Here is a 21,297-nt window from a genome sequence, read left to right as displayed (position 1 = left end):
GACCTCTGCCTGAGCGCGCCCGGCGTCCGATCGATCGGAAGCGAGTCGTTGCTTGGTGAATGGCGAACGATACTGGATTCAGCCGTGTTCGACTTCGCCGCAGTGATCGAGGATGTAACCTCGGGCCGCGTCGCGCAGCTGAATCGTCGCGGCAAAGGCATTCTTTCCATGGGGCGGCAAGATACGTGAGCCGATGTGTATCGTGATGGGCGAACGCCGCGGTAGCCACTGCCCATCGGGAAGCAGAGAGCGAGTGCCCTGGATGGCAATGGGCACGATGGGCCGATTCGCCGCGGCCGCGGCGGAAAATGCACCCAAGTGAAAAGGCAGAAGTCCCGGATCGCGAACGAATGTTCCCTCCGGAAAGAAAATGCAGGATTCGCCGTCCTCGGCCAGCTTTGCGAGACGACGCGCATCTGCAACGCCCGCGCGCACGTCGAAGCGTTCGACAAACACCGTGCCTAGCCGTCGAAGGAACCTGCCGACGAGCGGAGTACGCGCCAGCTCACGCTTCGCGACGAAGCGACACGAATGCGGCAATGCCGCCGCCAGCACTACGCCGTCCAGGTAGCTGGAATGATTGGCGACGATCACTTCGCCAGATGGGCTCGACGCTGGCTGCTCACCGATGATCGTGAGTCGCACGCCGGCGATTCGCAGGAACAGACGACTGACGTGGTGACAGATCCTCCAGCATGCTCGCACGGACACAGGCAGTGAAGTCAACACGAACGCCAGCACGCCCAAGCAAACGAACAGGCTCCAGAAATAGGCACCATACAGAATATCGCCCACGCGACGCACTGCACGGCTCGTCGCGGCAGCAACGCCGCTCAGCGCGAGATTCAGCAGTTGCAGCCACGTTGCACGCTGCTGCATGGATTTATGCTTGCCGGCCTCGTAAAGCTGGCGAGTGGCCGCTCGGCGGATCTTTCCGCTGGAGGTCTTGAGTACAGTGTGTGGCGCCACCAGCGTCACGTCGTCGGGCGGCTCGCCGATCGTCCGCACCACGGCAGTGTTGATTGCCTGCCGAATCTGCTCGCGCTCCTTCGGCTTCTGTTCCCGCGTCTCGGCGAGCACGACCACGCGCTCGGTTCCCGAGGTGCGGTCGGTGCTGCCGAAGACCGCCACGCAGCCTTTGCGGATGCCGGCAATGGACCCGATCGCCGCTTCCAACTGATCGGGATAGATGTGACGACCGGCACGAATGATGATGTCCTTGATCCGTCCGGTGACGTACAGCTCGCCATTCGCGAGATAAGCCCGATCGCCGGAGTTCAGCCAGCCGTCATGAATCAACTCGCTCGTGGCTTCCGGGTTTCGATAATAGCGTTGCGTTGCCGAGGGGCCGCGAAACTCCAGCCGTCCTTCGTGCCGTTCGCCGAGCTCACAGCCCGCATCATCCATGATACGCACCTCGTGACCGGGCAGTGGCCGACCGCATGAGACGAAGGCCAGTGTGTTGCTAGCGTCAGGGGGCGCCGGTTGCGCGCTGCCCCGTTGTAAGAAGGGATCGCGTTCGATCCGATCGATCAGGGGGCCACGCTCGAGCGGTGGAACGGTGAGACCCACCGAACATTCGGCAAGCCCATACACGGGCGTCAGCGCGGTGCGACGCAGGCCGCAGCGGGCGAACTTGTCCTGGAAGCGCAGCAGAGTCTCCGGCATCACGGCTTCCGCGCCGTTCATCGCAATTCGCCAGGTGCTCAGGTCCAGGCCGGCAAGGTCCGCGTCCCGCGCATGCCTGAGGCACAGCTCGTATGCGAAGTTCGGGGCCGTCGACATCGTTGCTCGATGCCTGTGAATGGCTTCGAGCCAGCGCAATGGACGGGCCAGGAAGGCAAGCGGCGACATCACCACGAGCTTGAAGCCGAAGTACAGCGGGCCGAGCCACGCGCCAATGAGTCCCATGTCGTGATACAGCGGCAGCCAGCTCACGAAGACATCGTCCTGATGAACTTCCAGCGCGGTACCGAGTGCCCTGATGTTTGCAAGTATGTTGCCGTGTGTGAGCACGACGCCCTTGGGCTGGCCGGTGCTGCCGGAGGTGTATTGAAGCAAGGCGGTGTCGCTTTCGTCCGATCCGACCTGGGTTCGTTCCGCACGTAGCGAGCGCAGCTCGTCCGCGGTCGTGATTCTTTGCAAGGACGGCGCATGCATGCGAAGAACCGTAGCAAGACGACGCATCTGGGGTGTCGTGACGAGCGTGCCCGCCCGGGCGTTCGCCAGAATTCCCGCGTGTCTGCGAACGTGCTCCTCGATCTGACTCAGTCGGACGGGAGGGTAGAGCGGCACGGGCACAGCGCCGGCGAGCAGTATTCCGAAGAACGCGCCAAAGTAGTCGCGGCTGGTGGGAAGCATCAATGCGACCGGCTCGCGAGGTTGAACTCGTTGCTGCTGCAGACCTCCGGCGATCGCGCACGCGTCTTGCCACAGGTCCCGGTAGGTGACGATCTCCTCGCGATCGTCCAGGCTGATCGTGATCTGCGGAAAGTCCGGGTGTCGTTCCACGTGCCAGCGAAGCACCTGTTCCAAGGTCTTCATGCTCGCCGGTGGCGCGGCCGCAAGTGGCGGCGCATCCGAGCGTTCGATGGCGGGGCGCCGCTCGATGGTCCCCGAGGCGGGAGCACGCTCTAGCGTGGCGGCGATATCGCCCAGCGTTTCGGCGCTTTCGAACAGCGCATCGGGTAATCGAACGCGCATGTCCTCTTCGATGCGCGTGAATAATTCCACCCGCGAAAGACTATCCAGGCCGAGATCGTGGTCGAGAGTGCTGGCGAGGGTCAGTGGCAGCGAATCGGCCTGCTCGTGTCGCAGGTCTCTGAGCGTCGCACGTGCGATCTCGATCACCCGCTCGGCCGTTGCTGGCGCGGCGACCATATCCATGGAGTACGAGCGTAATAGCCCGCCGGTCGCAAACCACCGTGAGATTCCAGCAGCGGCTAAGTTGAAGCGCGTGAGACTTTCTCGGACGTTTGCAGGCGGTGTGTCGTTCGCGCAGGGAGTCCTTAATCGTTAGGGGCATGTCCGAGTGGTCGCGCGATGGACCGGCGCGAACACCCCGAAAGGAGCAAGCTCGGTCGAGATGAGGCCGGTATTGAGTCCAACCATGCCGTGTTCGAGCGCTTCCGTGACACGCCAGGACCGGCCCAAGTCGCGAGTGTAGACATAGGCGGCGAGACCGAACTCGGTATCGTTGGTCATGCGAATGGCGTCAGCCTCGGTCTCGAAGCGAAACAGGGGAGCGATGGGTCCGAATGTTTCCTCGCGAGCAAGCGTGTGTGTGGCGAATTCCAAATTCTGCGCATAGATTGTGCAAATCGTCCACGTCTTGCCGCGTGGAATCTCTCTGCTACGATGGCTCATGCGAGATCTGGCGTTTTTTGCTTATTAATCTCATAGCGACGATCGCCAAACTCCTGCTGCCGGGTGGCGCTCATTCCATCATTACCGAGTCGCTGCTGCTCAACACCAGCTCTTGATTCTGAATCGATCGCGCGCCCGAGCCCCGAATCTACGGCCCTTCGATCGAGTCATTGCTGGCTTGTGCACGGACCTGATACGTCGTGCTCGCCTCATTCGTGCGGCTATCGTGCTTCGGCCCGCCACCCTCATGAGGTTTCATGATGCCCTGGTGAAACGAAAGTACCGCAGGCTTTTCACGCCAAAGCGCCAGCGGAAGCCCGGCCCGAAAGGACCTGGCCCAGAGCTGGTCGCTGCGATCGTTGAGATGAAACGTCGGAACCCTCGTTTCGGCTGCCGGCGCATCGCTCAACAGATCGCCTTAGTATTCGGTGTCGAGATCGACAAGGATGTTGTGCGACGTGTCCTCGCAAAGCACTGCCGGCCGACCGGCGGCTCCGACGGTCCGTCCTGGCTGACTTTCCTCGGACACGCCAAGGACAGCCTCTGGAGCGTCGATCTCTTTCGTTGTGAATCTCTAATCCTAAAAACTAATTGGGTGATGGTCGTCATGGATCAGTTCACTCGCCGCATCATCGGCTTCGCCGTGCAACCCGGCGTCGTCGATGGTGCGGCCCTCTGCCGCATGTTCAATCAGGTGATCGCCGGCGCACCGACACTGCCGCAACGCCTCAGCAGCGACCACGACCCGCTCTTCAAGTTTCATCGCTGGCAGGCCAATCTGCGTATCCTTGATGTGATGGAGATCAAGACCGTTCCGCATGTGCCATTGTCGCACCCGTTCGTTGAGCGACTGATCGGAACCGTGCGGCGAGAACTTCTGGATCAGGTTCCATTCTGGGGCGCGTCAGATCTAGAACGCAAGCTGCTGCAGTTCAAAGACTATTACAATGACGATCGCGTTCACGCGTCATTGAATGGCCGCACTCCGATCTGCAAGGCCGCCGCTGCGAGTCGCAGCTTGCTTCTCCTTAGAGACTATCAGTGGCGATCCCATTGCCGCGGCCTGTATCAGCTCCCAGCTGCCGCTTGACTGATAATTCGCCACAGACAGGTTCTCCAGGGCGACCTCGCGATGTTTGGCCCAGCGTTCGGCAGCCGATCGGTGCGTGAAGGTTCTGGCCTCTTGGTGAAGCATCTTCCCACTGCGTCTGATCCGGACAATTGCCGTATAGCGCACAGAGCCGTCGGCCTGCTTTCTCAACTTGATATAGGGCATGGTAGGCTTCACCTCGGGGCGACAAGCGTTTATGTCGCCTTTTTGTCGCCCCGGCAACCCAAATACTCCCCCGAATCCGCAGAAATCCCGCACCAACGCCGCGAATGGAATACCCTGGAAAAATAGGCATTTCGAGCGAAGTTTCCAGCCTTTCAAGGGCTCGGAAGGTGAGCGTAGCACCAATGATGGATGGGATCGGTAGTTGGCGTTAGTTCAGGTGTGACGCGTACTTACGAGTGATGAGAAAGGGCTGGTGACACTTTGGGGACACCGCTCAACGTCACCAACGCGTGTGACGCCGTCCGGAACATCGACACTGTACGATGGAATGCCCCGAGATGCCATGCGACGAACTGCGACATAGTGAGGCACGCGTAGGCGATCCAACCGGATGTGCGCGACTTCAGTCGCATCAACCGAGAATCTGAGCCGATGTCTGAGTTCAGCAAGTCGGTGAGAACAAGAAAGTCGCGCAAGACTCGTTTCAGCGTCACCGGCTGAGAATCTCACATCTGATCTTTGTTTCGACCCTCGTTCGCGTTTCGCCCGCTTTTGAGTCTATGCCGAGACACCGGGAGTTTTTCCAAGGGTAGCTGACGATGCGCAGGTGATGGGCGCCCATCGTCGCCGACAACCTCGTGACAAGTTATCGGCCGCACATTGCGAGTGATGCCGAGGCGGAGCGCGCGTCGGACCGAGTGATTCCGGTCCGTGATCGCGAGCCGATATGACTAGGTTCCTGAACGACAACCTCCCGCCGCCATCAATCAATACAACCATAGGACACAGAATGCGCAAAAGTATCGGTCTACTCGTTCTTGCGGCGAGCGCGCTGTACTCGTGCGCTGCGCCAGCGGACAATCGTGCCGTGCAACGCGTGACGACAAGTGCGGACTACAAGCGTGCCATCGCGTTCGACGCCATCGCGCCTACCATCGAGTCGGGAAAGGTGTGCACGATGAACTGAGCAAAGCCCGGCGGAGCGGAAGCGACCCCAGAGGATGGCGCCGATTCCTCCGGCAGCGGCAGATTCAAGCCCGCGCCAGGCTCGAGCAGATTGACCGTGAGCAGACCCAGAGCGAGCGAGAGGAAGCTTGCGATCAAGAACCACGACATCGTCTTCAGGCCGATCCGTCCCAGCGCCTTGGCGTCTCCGAGGTGGGCGATCCCCGTCACCAAAGTCGCGAATACGAGCGGCGCGAAAGTCGCAGCGGCGCGATCATTCCTGAAGTTCCGGCGGACAAGTCCACGAAATTGCGGCTGACATGCAGTTGCGGATCGACCTCGGGACGAAGAATCGGGAACGCGTCGAAGGACTCGAGACGCTCGGCTTCCTTGACGAAGTTGAACTCGTTTTTCCGCCGGGTTCGTACGGGCTGCGTGATCCTTTTATTCAAAGCCGACGAGCGTGCCTATCTGGACGAATGGCCGATGAGCCATCGAGCAGAAGCAGGCTGTGATGGCCCGCGACCCGAATCGCTGCATCGAGCTGGGCGGCAATATCCATTTCCTTGCCAAGCGCGACGCGACCGACGGCAAAGAGCTTTCAGTACATGTCCCGAGCTGGCAGCGCACATCGCGCAGTCGGTGATCCGGGACGACTTCGATCTCACCATCGTCAATCGGATGGATGTGGATCACGGGCTCACCGTGCCGCTATCGCTGATGTGCGGTCCGGTGGCGCAGTGGCCGTGCCCCGTGACTCAGTTTGCGGTGAACGTCGTGCAGTATCCCGTGCCGTCGGGGCGACGATTTTTCGCGCTCGGCGGTGCGATTCGACAAGCAAGGCGCATCGCTTCTACCACGTGCCGGCGAGTAACACGGCGGTCGGCAGTTTGATTCTGGAGAATACGTAGCGCACTGGACCCATTGCTGGTCCCGCTCTGGCCCTACCGGCGGCGCGTACGCTGACACAGGCTTGATCCTTGCGCTGCTGATCGCGCACCGGACGTATAGCCACTGTCAGGTGAACCATGAAGAACTTCTTTAGTTCGCGATTGTTGTGGGCATCGCTTCCCGGTCTGCTCTGCCTCTCAGGCGCAGCCCATGCCGCCACGGTTCTCTCAGAGAATTTCCAGGACGGAACGATCGATGGCTGGACGACTACGGGAACCGTCTACGCCAATTTATACAGCGGCAACTACTCGATCGGCATGCAGGGCACGGCCAACGCACGCCGCACTATCTCCACGGCCGGCTACACAGGCGTCAACATTTCGCTGCAGATGGCCGCGCATTCGCTCGAAGCCGGCGAGACCTGCATTGCCGATGTCTCGATCAATGGCGGCACCACGTGGACTACCGCGCTCACGCTGGTGAACGGTCAGGACAATAGCGCTCTGTATTCGGCCAGCTCCGTGCCGGTGAATGCAGATAACAATGCCAATGTCGTGGTGCGGTTTCGGACCAGTGTGGGGCACACCAGCGACTACTGTTATGGCGACAACATCGTGGTCACGGGGACGGCCTCGGGCGGCGGCGGCACACCTGCGCCGGATGTATTCGAGCCGCTGTCCGGCAGCGGCGCCGTCAGCCGCAGCCTGCTCACGTACGCGACACTGATTTCCGGCAGCGATCCCGGCTCGAGGATCAACCTGAGCGGGTACGCACTGCCGGCAAATGCCGCGGAACCGACGAACTTCTTTCAAGGCCGTCTCGCGCTGAGCAACACCGCCACCGGCGGCGGCTTTGCCGAGATCGTCGATACTTACAATTACACCGGGACGACGGATAACACGCGCAAGCACCTGCCGCCATTTGATTTCGAGTTCGTCCAGACCGGCAGTCATATCTTTCCGTTACAGCGCGGCTCGATTCCGAGCACGCACGCCAACTGGGAGTACGTGCTTTCGCCGGGTCGCGCGTGGAACGAGAATGGCGACAACGGCTATACACGGGCGGCCATTCCGTTCGCGCTTCAGCAACGCAATGCCAACTGCGTGCACAACGGCGTGCTGAGTTTCCTGTTCAAGAACGACGGCTCGGTGTCGAAAGTCGCCTACCAGATTGCGTCCGAAACCTGTCTGTATTTCAAGGTCGACCTCTGGGGTCTGTTGCCTGCCACCTACAATCAGTACCTGATCGCCAATGCGGCGACGCTCAAGACGGCATATCAGACTGAGGTCGCCAACCGCATTCCGGTTCGACCGCTGTCATCCATCGGCACCTATTACTCCGGCGTCGATGCCGCCAAGCTGGCGGCTCCGAACGGCACCGATGCGAGTCACATTTCTCTGGTGGGCTTCTACGCCGACGGATATCACTACACCGGCGGGTGCACCACGCGCTACGGCACGTATCCGTACTGCGAGTCCCTGGTCGTGCCGAGCTATTCCACGGCCAAATCCGCTTTCGCCGGCGTTGCGATGATGCGGCTGGAGAAGAAATATCCGGGCACGCGCAATGCCTTCGTGTCCAGCTGGGTCGGCAACTGCGCCAGCAACGGCAACTGGAACGACGTGACGCTGAACAACGTGCTCGACATGGCCACGGGAAACTACGGTTCGGCCACCTATATGGCGGACGAGGGCGCGGCTCACACCAGCAATCTGTTTGAGGTCGATTCGCACGCCAGCAAGATCGGTTACAGCTGCACCCAGTACACGCGCAAGGCGACTCCAGGCTCGCAATGGGTGTATCACACCTCGGACACCTACATCGCCGGCACGATGATGAATGCGATTCTGAAGAACGCAGAGGGCAGCACCAAGGATCTGTTCACCGATATGGTCGTCGCCGATCTGTGGACGCCGCTCAATCTCAGCCCGACGGCAAAATACACGCGCCGCACGTATGACTCGACGGCACAGCCGTTCGTCGGCTGGGGCCTCACCTGGCTGCGCGACGACGTGGCGAAGATCGGCAAGTTCATCGGGATCGACGACGGTGTGATCGGCGGGACAGCGCAGCTCGATACGGCACAGTTGAGTGCAGCCATGCAACGCACGCCGAGCGACCGCGGTGTGGTGCCACTCTCCGACTTTTACTACAACAACGGGTTCTGGGCCCTGAACGCGCAGACCAACCTGGGTTGCAGCAATCCTGCCTGGATTCCCTTCATGTCGGGCTTTGGAGGAATCACTGTGCTGCTGCTGCCCAACGACACCGTCTACTACTATTTCAGCGACAACGACACTTACTTGTGGATGGAGGCCGCACAGGAGTCGGCCAAGATCCGCACACTCTGCAACTGACCGCTGGACTTCGTGGAACTGCGATGCCGGTGCATCGCAGTTCCACGGTAGCACCGAGCTTGACTACACCGCCAGGCAGAGATACTTGATCTCCACGTAGTCGTCGATGCCATAGCGCGATCCTTCGCGGCCGAGCCCCGAAGATTTGACACCGCCGAACGGCGCCACTTCGGTCGAGATCAGCCCGGTGTTCAATCCCACCATCCCGGTCTCGAGCGCTTCGGCCACTCGCCACGCACGGGCGATATCCCTCGTGTAGAGATAGGCTGCAAGCCCGGCATCGGTGTCGTTGGCCAGAGCAATCGCTTCGGGCTCCGTCGCGAAACGGAACAAGGGTGCCACCGGTCCGAATGTTTCATTCTGTGCGAGCAGCATGTCGGGCTGCGCATCGAGCACGACGGTCGGCTGGAAAAACGTGCCGCCAAGCGCATGCCGTGCTCCTCCGACGGTGATACGGCCACCGCGCTTGCGGGCATCCGCCAGGTATTCCTCCACTTTCAATACCGCCGCATCACTGATCAGAGGTCCCTGGTCGACCTCGCCGGCCAGGGCATCGCCGACGCGGAGTTTGCGCACGGCGTCCGAAAAGCGGGCGGCGAATTCATCGTAGATCCCGGCCTGCACCAGCAAACGGTTTGAGCAGACGCAGGTCTGACCCGAGTTTCGAAACTTGCTGGCGATGGCGCCGGCGACCGCAGCGTCGAGGTCCGCATCGTCGAACACGATGAACGGCGCATTGCCACCGAGCTCGAGCGAAACCTTCTTGATCTGTTCGGCGCATTGAGCCATGAGCTTGCGTCCCACGGCGGTCGAGCCGGTGAACGAGAGCTTGCGCACTCGCGGATTCGACGTGAGCTCGAGGCCGATCTCCGGCGCATGGCCTGTCACGACATTGAAGACGCCCGGCGGAATGCCGGCGCGTGCGGCGAGTTCTGCGAGCGCCAGAGCGGACAGCGGTGTTTCCAACGCCGGTTTGCAGACGAACGTGCAACCTGCAGCCAACGCCGGTCCGCACTTGCGGGTAATCATGGCCGCCGGAAAATTCCAGGGCGTGATCGCGGCGACGACGCCAATGGGCTGTTTCAGCACGACGATGCGTTTGTCCGCGGCGTGCGAGGGAATAACGTCGCCGTAGACGCGGCGGCCCTCTTCGGCGAACCATTCGATGAACGAGGCCGCATAGAGAATCTCGCCCCGTGCCTCGGACAACGGTTTGCCCTGTTCGGCGCTCAGCAGTAGCGTGAGATCGTCGACGTTGGCCACGATCAGGTCGAACCAACGGCGCAGCAGCACGCTGCGCCCCTTGGCAGTGCGGGCGGACCAGGCAGGAAACGCTGCGGTGGCCGCATCGATTGCCTCGCGTGTCCGTTCGCCGCCGGCCAAAGGAACAGTGCCCAGTACGGCGCCGTTGGCTGGATTGCGAACGACAGCGGCTGCGCCGTTATGGGCGGCTTGCCATCGCCCGTCGATGTAACAGGCATCACGCAGCAACTCGGGATCGCGCAAGGGAAGGTGGGTCATGTGAAACTCAGCGTCGTTTGCCGCGCACGATGAGTGCGGTGTCAATGAGAAGTCCGTCGGTGTTGAACCAGCGCACCTGATCGCCATCGATGACGGTGAACAGGCCAAGCGCCTCGCCATACGCCCAGTTCTGCCACTGGCGGAACCAGCGATCGTCCTCGATCCACCAGCGGCCGCGATCGCAATCTTCGTTGGCGTAGCCGGCACGGCCGATGAGCTCGCCGCCGGCGCGCAGCTCGATGGTGCACGGCTCGCCGTAGACGGTGTTGTAGAGCAACGTCTTGCCGGCGAGCTCGCGTTGCAGGGCTCGCCCCGACATGGGCTGGAGAGGATCGTCGCTCAACAGGCGAGAGCCGAGTCGGCGATCGCCGCGAATCAGGCGCGACAACACTTCGACACCGCCGCGCACGCTTTCCTTCGGCAGGCTGGTCACGCCCATCGAAAATGCTTCCGGGCGCTCCGGATCGTTCGATGGATCGATCAACACACCGAGCGACTGTGCGGCGCGCGCCAATTCGAGAGCGTTCATGCCGTCGGGTCCGCGCACATGGTAGGCGCTGCTGCCGGGAACGCTCTCGATTGTTACGAACTTGTGCAGATAGTGATTGAGTGCATCGCGCAGGGCAGTGCGGCGCAAAGCCAGCGCTCGGTGAGCACGGGCCATGCACGCTCCGTAGTGCCCGAGCCCGATGAAGTAAGCCCACGCCCGCTGCACGCCGGGCGCGAACTCCGTTCCTGCAAGCGTGCGCGCCCGCCGTGCGCGGTCCACAACGCGAGCGTCGGCGTTGATAAAGCCTGGTGGTGTGCCCAGCGCCGCTACCGGCGATAAGCCGCCGACAAACGTCACTCTGCCGAGTGTGTCGAACGCGCGCAGCGAGAGCGCTGAGCGACGCGAATCCCGGAGCTCGGGCGCGGCGCCGACCTCGATGATCAGCACATCGCGCTCGGACGCGAGCTGCAACAGTGCCTGGGCTCGGTCATGCGCAGCGTCGTGGGCCGCGAACGCGTGTGCGGAATGGATGATCACACCGCCCGGCGGTACATCCTGCGCTGCCTTCAATACATCGCTGCCACGAGCGAACGGCAGCAAGGTTGCGTGCCGATCGAGCAATTGCCTACGGACATCGCCATCCGGCACATATGCGAGCAAGACCGGCGTACCGCGCTGTACAAGTACCTCGATAGCGAGATGAAGCGCGTGCCGCGGGGACGCGGTAACGACGACCTCGTCAGGCGCGGCATCGACTCCCCAAGCCGGCAACCATTTGGTGCGCAACTCTTCGACAAAGAGTGGATCGTCGTGCTCGCCCTGGATGCTCCAGCGCGAAACGGCTTGGCGAGCGAACGCGAGCCGCAATGCTTCGCGCCATTCATCGAGCGCCAGCAAGCTCGAATCGATGCAGCCGTCGAGGAACGGGAACGGATATTGATCCCAGTTCGGCGGACGGCGGAAGCTGTCGTCACTTGCAGCGGGACTCAGGCGTGCCGTGGCCGAAGCGAAGCGGCTCAATCCGCGACGTCCCGTTGTCACGCGCTCGCCGGGTACTTCCTTTGCCACGTAGATGCCACTGCGTGGCCGGCTGACGAGGTGTCCCTCCGCAAGTAGCGCGTCGTAAGCGAGTGTCACTGTGTTGCGGGATACGCCAGCCTGCGTCGCAAGTTGCCTCGATGAGGGAAGCCGCCGGCCTGGCCGCAGTACGCCGCGGTTGATGGCGTCGACGAGCTTCTGTCGCAATTGATGCTGCAAGCTGAGCGTGCTGCGCGGATCGACAGCGACGGCGAGATCGAATTTGCGGCGCGAAGCCATACGCTTCAGTCAGCCTGCAGCGCTCGCTCGAGCAGATCGAGCCCTTCATCGACGATCGATTCCGGTGCGGTGAGCGGGAACAGCAAGCGAATGCCTTCGCCGCGGCCGCCGCAGCTGAGCAACAGCAGCCCGAGCCGATGCGCTCGCTGTACGACCGCGGCAGCTCCACCCTGGCGGACTTCGTCGGTGCCCCGGCCAGCGAGTAGATCGAAGCCGATCATCGATCCGAGTCCGCGGATGTGCCCGATGGGCGCCAGGTCGGTGCGCGTCGCGAATGAGGCGAGCCGCGACCGCGCCTTGTCCCCGAGCAGCTTGGCACGCTCGATCAAACTTTCGTGCTCGATGACATCGAGCACTGCGAGTGCGGCTGCGCACGCGAGCGGCGAACCCGCATAGGTTCCGCCGAGACCCCCAGGCGCCGGTGCATCCATCAGCGCGGCGTTGCCGGTGACGGCGGACAGCGGCAAACCGCCCGCCAGCGACTTTGCAGTCACGAGCAGGTCGGCCTGAACGCCAGAATGTTCGAGCGCGAACATGCGACCGGTACGTGCGAAACCCGTCTGTACTTCGTCGGCGATCAGCGCGATGCCATGCGTATCGCACAACTCGCGCAAGCCCTGTAACAGCGCCGTCGGCGCGGGATGAAAACCACCTTCGCCTTGCACCGGCTCGATGATGATGGCAGCCACTCGTTCCGGCGGCACATCGGACAGAAAGATCTGCCGGATCGACGCAAGGCTGGCATCGACACTGATGCCGTGATGCTCGATTGGGAACTGCGCGCGATAAACTTCCCCGCCCAGACGCCCAAAGCCATGCTTGTAGGGGGCAGTCTTGCCGGTCAGCGCGAGCGCGAGCAGCGTGCGCCCGTGGAACGCTCCATTGAATGCAATGAGTGCGTCGCGACCCGTGGCGGCGCGAGTGATCTTCACCGCGTTCTCGACCGCTTCGGCGCCGGTGCTGAACAGGATGGTTTTTGCCGGTCCGCGCACTGGCGCGATGGCATTGAGGCGCTCCGCCAGCGCGATATACGGCTCGTAAGCCGTGACCTGGAACGCCGCATGCGTGAACCGCTGCAACTGCCGTTCGACGGCGGCGAGGATAGTGGGATGGCAGTGACCGGTGTTGAGCACCGCGATGCCCGAGGCGAAGTCGATGAAGCGCCGATGGGTCACATCCCACACTTCAGCGTTCCGCGCGCAGTCGATGAAAACCTGCGTGGCGCTGGCGACGCCGCGTGGCACGGCTCGCTCGCGACGCGCGTTCAGCAGCTGGTTCCGATCGGCCGCAGCGGCCGGCTCGAGCCGAGCGGCAAGTGGTGTGGAATGCATGGCAACTCGTCTCCCGCAATTGGCGAAGCAACCAAGCCTGCTTGGCGTCGGTCGCACCGCATAGGACCAGTTCCTCCGTGAACGTGGTGCCAGTCTAACTGGCACCAGGGCCAGTTCGCATCTGGCTCTATCAAGGGCCGGCTGCGGCTGTCATGGTCGAATCCGACGCAAGCGGTGCTGTCGCATCGCGCTACCACTGGACCCTATGAGCCGGATTGCCATCGCTGGGCTGCAACTCGATCTGCCCAAAGCCGACAACCTCGACCGGATCGATGCCGCCATCGATCAGGCCTGCAAACGCTTTCCCTGGCTCGACATGATCGTGCTCGGCGAGTTGGCGGCGTTCGGGCCCGATCCCGCCAATGCCCAACCATTGCCGGGCGCGGCCGAACAGCGGTTCGTCGCGGCAGCCCGGCGCAACCGGCTGTGGCTCGTCGCCGGCTCCATCTTCGAGAGCGTCGACGATCGCATCTTCAATACCGCCTCCGTCATCGATCCCGACGGTCAGGTCGTGGCGCGCTATCGCAAGATGTTTCCCTTCTTCCCGTACGAGAAGGGGATCACGCCCGGCAGCGAGTTCGTGGTGTTCGACATCCCTCGAGTCGGCCGTTTCGGTCTGTCGATCTGTTATGACATGTGGTTTCCGGAGACGACGCGCACGCTTGCGTGGATGGGCGCCGAGGTCATCCTTCACCCGACGATGACCAATACGATCGATCGTGATGTCGAGTTGTCGATCGCGCGCGCCAACGCGGCGATGAACCAGTGCTACTTCGTGGATATCAATGTCGCCGGCGATCTCGGCTTCGGTCGCTCCGGTGTCTACGGGCCCGGCGGCGAAGTCATCTATCAGGCGCGCGCCGGCCGCGAGATCGTTGCCGTCGAACTGGATCTCGATACGGTTCGCCGCGCACGCCGCCGCGGTTGGCATTCGCAGGTCCAGCCGCTGAAAAGCTTCCGGGACAGCACTGTCGCATTTCCAGCTTACGTTCAGGGCGAGCGGCAGTCGCGGTATCTGCGTTCTCTCGGGCCGCTCGAGTTGCCGCCGCGGCCGACACTGCGATTGGACGAGACCTGACCCGGCGGACAATCATCGTTACATGGGGAAAACAACTATGAAGATCTCTGGCAGCATCTACCGGCGAGCGCTCGCGCCTTCGCCGCTTGCTATCGCGATCACGGGCGCGCTCGCCGCCGCCCAGGCAGCTGGCGCGCAGCAGCTGGAAGTGGAAGAAGTCGTTGTCACCGCAACCCGCCGCGAGCAGTCAGTGCTCGATGTACCGTACAACATCTCAGCCGTCTCGGGCGATGCGCTCGAAGCGGGGCAGATCACGGACCAGTCCGATCTGATGCGCAACGTCACTGGCGTGGGTGTGGTCGATCGCGGCTACCGCAATTCCGGCGTGATCAACGGTGTGATGATCCGCGGCGTCAACAGCGACGGCGCAGCGCTTGGCGACTATGCGCTCTCCGCCGTGCCGACCGTATCGACCTATGTGAACGACACGCCGCTGTACGCCAACTTCGTGATCAAGGATATCGAGCGCGTCGAGGTGCTGCGAGGGCCGCAGGGTACGCTGTACGGGTCAGGATCGCTGGGCGGTACCGTCCGCTACGTCACGCGTGCCCCGAAGCTCGGCGAGTTCGATGCCAGCGTCGGCGTCACCGGTTCGCAGGTCGATGGTTCCGATAGTATGGGCTTCAGCGGAGACGGAATGATCAATCTGCCGCTGGGAGAAACCCTCGCATTGCGCGTCAACGGTACCGTCATGGACTTCCCTGGGGTGACCGATTACGTGAACGTCTACGCGCTGGACGACAATGGCATTCCCGTAGCGCCGAACGGCGTCCTCGACTCGGAAGCGCAATACTCAGTGAAGAAGGACGCGGATACGGTCGACATCAAGTTTGGCCGCGCGGCGCTGCGTTGGACTCCGTCGGATGCGGTCGATGTGACTCTGTCGTATGCGCGACAATCCGATGATATCGGCGGCCGGCGCCAGCAGACCGTCGGCTTCGATGGCTACGGCCGCGAGTACCGGCGTTACGAGAACGGCGCGGTTCAGCTCGAGCCGTCGAGCCGCGACGTCGAGCTCAGCAGCCTGGAAGCGAGTATCGACTTCGGCTTCGCAACGCTGACTTCCAGCACGTCGTATTACGATCACGAGGGCGACAGCGTCAGCGAAAACACCGGCTTCTATGCACAAGCGGGATTCCTGTCCTTCTATTACAACTATCCGCGACCGATGGCCTCGGCCGTGCGCACATACAGTGACGAGGCATTCGTGCAGGAGCTGCGCCTGGTGTCCGATACGGGCAAGACGCTCGACTACGTCGTCGGTCTCTACTACATGGACCAGAAGCTCGGCTCGACCCAGCAGAGTCTGCTGCGTGGATTCAAGCGCTGGTGGGACGAGTTCAGCGGCTTCCCCGAGGCGGTGACAGGCGACATGGACTTCGACTATTCGCGTCGCGAGACCTTCGAGGATCGTGCCGCGTTTGGTGAGCTGACGTGGCACCTGTCGGAGACTGCGCAGATCACCGGCGGCCTGCGCTATTACCAGAATGATTTCACCAACCACACCTACATGGCGCTGCCGCTCTATGCGGGATTCGCACCGCCGACCAACGCATCCTTCGATTCCGACGACGACGGCGCGCTGTTCAAGATCAACGCGTCGTGGCGTTTCGCCGGCAGGCACACGCTGTACGGCACGATCTCGGAAGGTTATCGCCGTGGCGGCAGCAACGCTGTCCCGCTCGCCGGCACGTTCGCGGAAGATCCGGCCTGGCAGCGATACGAGCCGGATTCGGTGGTCAATTACGAAATGGGCGTGAAGGGCGCTGGGACGGTGTTCCAGTACTCCATCGCGGCCTATTACGTCGACTGGGATGACGTGCAGGTCAACACATCGACGCCGAACTGGGGCTTTTATGCGGCTCAGAACGGCGGCAAAGCCCGCTCCGCCGGCATCGAGTTCGACCTCTCCGGCAGTCTGACCGATCGCCTGAGCTACACGTTCGGTTATGCCTATACGAACGCCGAACTGCGCGATGACGTCGCGCGGCCCGACGATCCCGATGTCATCATCGCGCTCGCCGGGGCGCGTTTGCCGGGCACGCCGGAGAATACGCTCAGTGCATCGTTGGAGTATGCGATGCCGGTGGGTAGCGCCGCACTCTGGACGACCCGCTTGAACGGCTACTATCAGTCGAGCAGCATGAATGCCATCAGCCGGTCCCCTGTGTTCAATGTCGAACTCGACTCGTTCCAGCTCTGGGGGGCATCTACGACGTATTCCACGGAGCACTGGGATGCGACACTCTTCGTCAAGAATTTGTTCAACGAGGAGGGCGTGACGGGCCTGTTCACCGAAGCCTACATGGGTACCGCGCCCGAGCTCGGCTACTACGGCAACGGTTCGAAACAGTTCCTGTCATTGCCCAGAACCCTTGGCCTCACTCTCAACTACCGGTTCTGATCGTTCGGCGCAGCAGGTGCTGCGTGCGATCCATGGCCTCATCCGTGGCGGGGATTACCCCGCCGCGTTGGATCGTCTGCGGCAGCTCGAGGACATTGCTCGCAACGATGCATTGCTGCTCCAGGCGGTTGCCGAGTGCTACACGCATTGTGCGAAACATCTCGATGCGCATCGATGTCACGAGCGTGCCGCGCAGGTTGCTCCTGGCGATGCCCGTTGCACTTACAACCTCGCAGCGTCGTGTGTTGCGATCGGACGGATCGACGCAGCGGAGCGACTGTTCTCGCTCGTGATCGAGATCCGGCCCGACGATTTCGATGCGTGGCAGAACCGTTCGACGCTGCGGCGGCAGACCGAACAGCACAACCACGTGGATGAGCTCATACGCATGCTCGCAAAGGTGACGCCTGGCGGTGCGGGCGAAGTTCCGCTGTGCTATGCCCTCGGCAAGGAGCTCGAGGATCTCGGCGATCACGCGCGATCGTTCGCATATCTGCGACGCGGCGCGGACACCAGGCGACGACAGCTGAGCTATCGCGTCGAGATGGATCTGGAGGCAATCGAACAAATCCGGGATGCGTTTACTGCCGAGGTGCTCCAGCTTGCACCGAAGCCGGTTGGCGAGCCTGGGCCAATCTTCGTGATGGGATTGCCTCGCAGCGGGACCACTCTTGTCGATCGCATCCTGAGTTCGCACTCGGCAGTGGAAAGTCTCGGCGAACTCAACGATCTGCCGCTTTCGGTCATGCACGTTGCCGGCGCGGCTTCCAGCAAGGGCGATCTGATCCGCCGTGCGGCGAGCATGGACTTCGCTGCACTCGGACGCGAATACTCGCGGCGAATTGCAGGCTATGACTCACAGCGCGCGTACATCATCGACAAGGCGCCACTGAACTTCTTGTATCTTGGACTGATCCGCCTGGCCTTGCCGTCGGCAAAGATCATTCATCTGCGGCGCGATCCTCTCGACAGCGGCTTCGCCATGTATAAAACGCTGTTCCGCATGGGGTATCCCTTCTCGTACGACCTCGAGGATCTTGGCCGCTACTACATCGCCCATCGTCAGCTGATGGAGCACTGGCGCACGCACTTGACGGATGGCTTTCTCGATGTCGACTACGAGTCACTGGTTCAGGATCAACTCCGCGTGAGCCGATCGATTCTCGACTGGTGCGGCGTGGCGTGGGAGCCGCGCTGCGCCGATTTTTATAAGAACGATACTCCCGCTGCCACTGCGAGCGCCGCACAGGTGAGGGAACCCATCCACAGCCGCTCGGTCGGCAGCTGGCGCCGGCACGAGCGCGAGCTCGAGCCCCTCGCGCGCATCCTGCGTCACGCAAACGTCTTCCCTGCATGAATCGCTTGTTTGTATGGCTCACGGCCGTCGTACTGCTGTCGGTCAATGTGGCCAGCGACGCTCGCGTGCTGACGCGAGAATTTCTGCTTGGAACGGACCAACTCTCGTCGCCGCTATCGATGAGCGAGTTTACGCCGCCATCCAGTGGCGTAGCGGCGCCGGCGAAGTTCGAGGGATGGCTGCGCCTGTCGCGCGAGAAGAGTCTCGGTGCGCTGAAGGTTCATCGCGATGTCTTCGGCGCCGCGCGTAAGTCGCGGGGCGCCATCGGCCATCTGCCGCAGCTCGATTTCGAGTTCGTTCAGGATGGCGACGTCATCATTCCGGTGCGGCGCGGCCACGTTCAGAGCGACGATGCCTACTGGGAGTTCATCGTCGAACCGGGGGTCGCCTGGCGCGAATCCGGCGACGACGGCATGTCGCGCACGGCGTTACCGTTCGCCTTGCAGGAGCGCAACGCCAACTGCGTGCACAACGGAGTGCTGACCTTCCTTTTCGACGAGCGTTCCGTTTCCCGCGTCGCCTATCAGATCGGATCGGAAACCTGCGCCTACTTTCAGGCCGATTTCTGGGGAGTACTGCCGGCATCCGCCGTGCGCTTCATGCCGGAAGAGCGAGAGGCCGTCGTCGCTGCTTTTCGGCGCGAAGTCGCGGCGCGCCTGCCCGTCAAACCCATCGAGGCGTTGGGCAGCGATTTTCCGGGGGCGAATGCCGGGCGCTTCGGGAGTCGCGATGAGATAGCGCCCGCGGACATGACGGCTTTCGGCTTCGTCATCGATGGCGTCCACTACACGGGCGGCTGCGCAACACGCTACGGTCCCTATCCCTTCTGCGATGTGCTGGACCTGCCGTCGTATTCGCTCGCCAAGACCATCGTCGCGGGGTTCGCAGCGTTGCGACTCGAACGGCTTTATTCGGGCACCTTGCAGCGGCAGATCTCCGCGTATGTTCCGGAGTGTTCGCAGCGACACGAGTGGCAGTCGGTGACATTCGGCGATGCGCTGGACATGGCGACTGGCAACTTCACCGATCCGGCTTACGAGGTCGACGAAAGCGCGCCTGCCACCATCGACTTCTTTCTGGTCGAAGATCACGCAGCAAAGATTCACATGGCCTGCGGACAACATGATCGTAGGGCGACACCGGGCACGAAGTGGGTCTATCACACCACCGACACTTATATTCTGGGCAGCGCGCTCAGCGCATACGTTCGCGATCGCGTGGGCGAGGGCGCTGACTTCTATGACGACATCCTCGTTCGCGGCCTGTGGCAACCGCTGCAACTCAGTCCGCTGATGAGCACGACCCGGCGCACCCGTGACGGTCGGCGACAACCGTTCACGGGCTGGGGCTTGATCTTTCATCGCGACGACATCGCCCGCATCGGTCAGTTCCTGACGCGGGATCGCGGCCGTCTGAATGGCACTGCCTTCTTCGACGCAAATGCACTCGAGGCAGCTATGCAGCGCAACCCTGCCGACACCGGGCTGCCTGCCATCGACGCGAGCTTTCGATATAACAACGGCTTCTGGGCGCACGACATCAGTCGCTACCTCGGCTGCGCAAATCCCGTCTGGGTGCCGTACATGGCGGGCTACGGCGGCATCAATGTACTGCTATTCCCAAACAACACCGTGTATTACTACTTCAGCGACGGCGGCACGTTCCGGTGGAGCGGGGCCGCGCTCGAATCCAATCGTATCCGCAATATGTGCAAGGCGGCCCGGTGATCACACTCAAAGCCCGGTTGCGCGCGACACCCAACGGACTGCTCGCCGCTGCGCTCTTGTCATTCCTCGCCACAGCGGGACTGTTCTACGTCAACATCATGCCCGCGATCATCGAGGGATTGTCGCGCGGCCTCGGCTTGACGACACGTGAGGCGGGGCTGATCGGCTCGGCGAATATCTATGGCGCGGCATTCGGCGCCTTTGCGTCCGTGTTCCTGGTGCGCCACTTGCCCTGGCGAGCGGTGACGGCAGCCCTGCTGGTCGCATTGATGCTCGTGGACCTGACTTCAATCGTACTGGAAAGCGTCGGCGTGCTGGTCGGAGTCCGCGCAGTTCACGGCATCGTGGGCGGCTTGCTCGTGGGATTTGCGTTCAGCGTCATCGCCAGAACTGCGCGTCCCGAGCGAACGTTCGGCATGCTTCTGATCGTGCAATTCGGCCTCGGCGGCCTGGGCGTGATGTTTCTTCCCCGACTTGCCGCCGCACACGGCACCTGGGTGCTGTTCGTCGCATTGTTCGCGTTCAGCGCAGTCACCTTGATGATGACGCCATGGCTCGACGACTATGCGGTTGAGCGCAGCGCGGCTACACAGAACGTTCGTCTTCGCGGCAAGCATTCGTCGTTGTTCGTGCTGGCGTTGCTCGCGGTCTTTCTTTTTCAGGCGGCGAACATGGCCTTGTTCTCCTACATCCTCGGGCTGGCAGGTTATTTCGGACTGGATCTGGATTTCGCTTCGCGAGCCGTGGGCGCCGCTACCTGGATCGGCATCGCCGGTTCTATGCTCGTGATCGGTCTTTCGACGCGCCGGGGGCGGGTCGTGCCTTTGGTGACAGCTCTCGTCGTCACTGTGATCGGCTTCTGGCTGTTGCACTACTCGGCGTCGAAGGCGATGTACGTGATCGCCAACTGCGGAACCGGTATCACGTGGGCCTTCGTCATGCCGTACCTGCTGGGGATGTGTGCAGAGTTCGATGAAGGCGGGCAAGCCGCGGCTTTCGGCGGGTTTGCTTCCAAGATGGGACTGGCGAGCGGGCCTATGCTCGGTGCGCTGCTGCTGCAGGAGGAGAATTATTCGCTGCTCATCAGTATCAGCAGCATCGGCATTCTGTTGTGCATGGTGGCCGCTTTCATTCCCGCGCGCATGCTGGATATGAGACGGAATCCCAGCCGTCCTCCGCGGGACGGCATCTACCCATAGCTGTACGCACCGGATTAAATGGCGCACGTAATCCCGGC

11 protein-coding genes and 4 pseudogenes are annotated in these 21,297 nt (G+C 62.1%); 9 read left to right on the top strand and 6 right to left on the bottom strand.

The genetic code is table 11. From position 1 onward, the window contains the following. Positions 1-78 precede the first annotated feature (78 nt). Both VGE08_RS00210 and VGE08_RS26225 read right to left on the bottom strand, forming a co-directional pair. On the bottom strand, positions 79-2,886 hold the full coding sequence (locus tag VGE08_RS00210) for an AMP-binding protein (protein ID WP_331065825.1): 2,808 nt from the start codon (positions 2,884-2,886) through the stop codon (positions 79-81). Between the two features lie 174 nt (positions 2,887-3,060). Beyond that, positions 3,061-3,276: pseudogene (locus VGE08_RS26225) on the bottom strand (aldehyde dehydrogenase family protein); the annotation flags it as partial. A 337-nt stretch (positions 3,277-3,613) separates the two neighbouring features. On the opposite strand from VGE08_RS26225, the gene VGE08_RS00200 reads away from it, so the two are divergent. Further along, the gene (locus tag VGE08_RS00200; RefSeq protein ID WP_331065823.1) at positions 3,614-4,456 is read left to right on the top strand and encodes an integrase core domain-containing protein; all 843 of its coding nucleotides are present in this window, start codon (positions 3,614-3,616) and stop codon (positions 4,454-4,456) included. A 1,080-nt stretch (positions 4,457-5,536) separates the two neighbouring features. On the opposite strand, the pseudogene VGE08_RS00195 reads toward VGE08_RS00200, so the two are convergent. Next, positions 5,537-5,833 (bottom strand): annotated as a pseudogene (locus VGE08_RS00195) (cation:dicarboxylate symporter family transporter); the annotation flags it as partial. A gap of 201 nt (positions 5,834-6,034) precedes the next feature. Here VGE08_RS00195 and VGE08_RS00190 point away from each other — a divergent pair. The 3 genes and pseudogenes from VGE08_RS00190 to VGE08_RS00185 all read left to right on the top strand — a co-directional run. Beyond that, positions 6,035-6,182: pseudogene (locus tag VGE08_RS00190) on the top strand (protocatechuate 3,4-dioxygenase); the annotation flags it as partial. 17 nt (positions 6,183-6,199) lie between these two features. Then, positions 6,200-6,427: pseudogene (locus tag VGE08_RS26220) on the top strand (protocatechuate 3,4-dioxygenase); the annotation flags it as partial. A 188-nt stretch (positions 6,428-6,615) separates the two neighbouring features. Further along, entirely contained in the window at positions 6,616-8,835 is a 2,220-nt protein-coding gene (locus VGE08_RS00185; RefSeq protein ID WP_331065822.1) for a hypothetical protein, read from the top strand. Positions 8,836-8,898: 63 nt separating this feature from the next. Here the strand turns inward: VGE08_RS00185 and VGE08_RS00180 are convergent, their stop codons facing one another. Genes VGE08_RS00180 through gabT form a run of 3 tightly spaced genes read right to left on the bottom strand, consistent with a single transcriptional unit; the run spans position 8,899 to position 13,494 of the window. After that, positions 8,899-10,356, bottom strand: a complete 1,458-nt coding sequence (locus tag VGE08_RS00180) for an NAD-dependent succinate-semialdehyde dehydrogenase (RefSeq protein ID WP_331065821.1) — start codon at positions 10,354-10,356, stop codon at positions 8,899-8,901. A gap of 7 nt (positions 10,357-10,363) precedes the next feature. Next, entirely contained in the window at positions 10,364-12,163 is a 1,800-nt protein-coding gene (locus tag VGE08_RS00175; RefSeq protein WP_331065820.1) for a PLP-dependent aminotransferase family protein, read from the bottom strand. Between the two features lie 5 nt (positions 12,164-12,168). Then, positions 12,169-13,494, bottom strand: coding sequence for a 4-aminobutyrate--2-oxoglutarate transaminase (gene gabT / locus VGE08_RS00170; RefSeq protein ID WP_331065819.1), 1,326 nt, complete (start codon positions 13,492-13,494; stop codon positions 12,169-12,171). 205 nt (positions 13,495-13,699) lie between these two features. Here gabT and VGE08_RS00165 point away from each other — a divergent pair, with 205 nt between their 5' ends. From VGE08_RS00165 to VGE08_RS00145, 5 genes are read left to right on the top strand one after another with little or no spacing between them, the layout of a single operon-like run. Beyond that, entirely contained in the window at positions 13,700-14,572 is an 873-nt protein-coding gene (locus tag VGE08_RS00165; protein WP_331065818.1) for a carbon-nitrogen hydrolase family protein, read from the top strand. Between the two features lie 37 nt (positions 14,573-14,609). Beyond that, on the top strand, positions 14,610-16,976 hold the full coding sequence (locus VGE08_RS00160; RefSeq protein ID WP_331065817.1) for a TonB-dependent receptor: 2,367 nt from the start codon (positions 14,610-14,612) through the stop codon (positions 16,974-16,976). Then, positions 16,948-18,333: a tetratricopeptide repeat-containing sulfotransferase family protein gene (locus tag VGE08_RS00155; RefSeq protein ID WP_331065816.1), complete on the top strand. Its 1,386-nt coding sequence runs from the start codon at positions 16,948-16,950 to the stop codon at positions 18,331-18,333. Before VGE08_RS00160 ends, VGE08_RS00155 begins: the two co-directional genes overlap by 29 nt. After that, on the top strand, positions 18,330-20,060 hold the full coding sequence (locus VGE08_RS00150) for a hypothetical protein (protein WP_331065815.1): 1,731 nt from the start codon (positions 18,330-18,332) through the stop codon (positions 20,058-20,060). Before VGE08_RS00155 ends, VGE08_RS00150 begins: the two co-directional genes overlap by 4 nt. After that, positions 20,057-21,259, top strand: coding sequence for an MFS transporter (locus tag VGE08_RS00145; protein WP_331065814.1), 1,203 nt, complete (start codon positions 20,057-20,059; stop codon positions 21,257-21,259). The genes VGE08_RS00150 and VGE08_RS00145 overlap by 4 nt, the downstream gene beginning before the upstream one ends. Positions 21,260-21,297 lie beyond the last annotated feature (38 nt).

Origin of the sequence: Steroidobacter sp., from assembly GCF_036406195.1 — a bacterium.
GTDB lineage: Bacteria > Pseudomonadota > Gammaproteobacteria > Steroidobacterales > Steroidobacteraceae > Steroidobacter.
The sequence above is the reverse complement of the archived record's forward strand: the minus strand, read 5'-3'. Positions and strand labels throughout refer to the sequence as shown.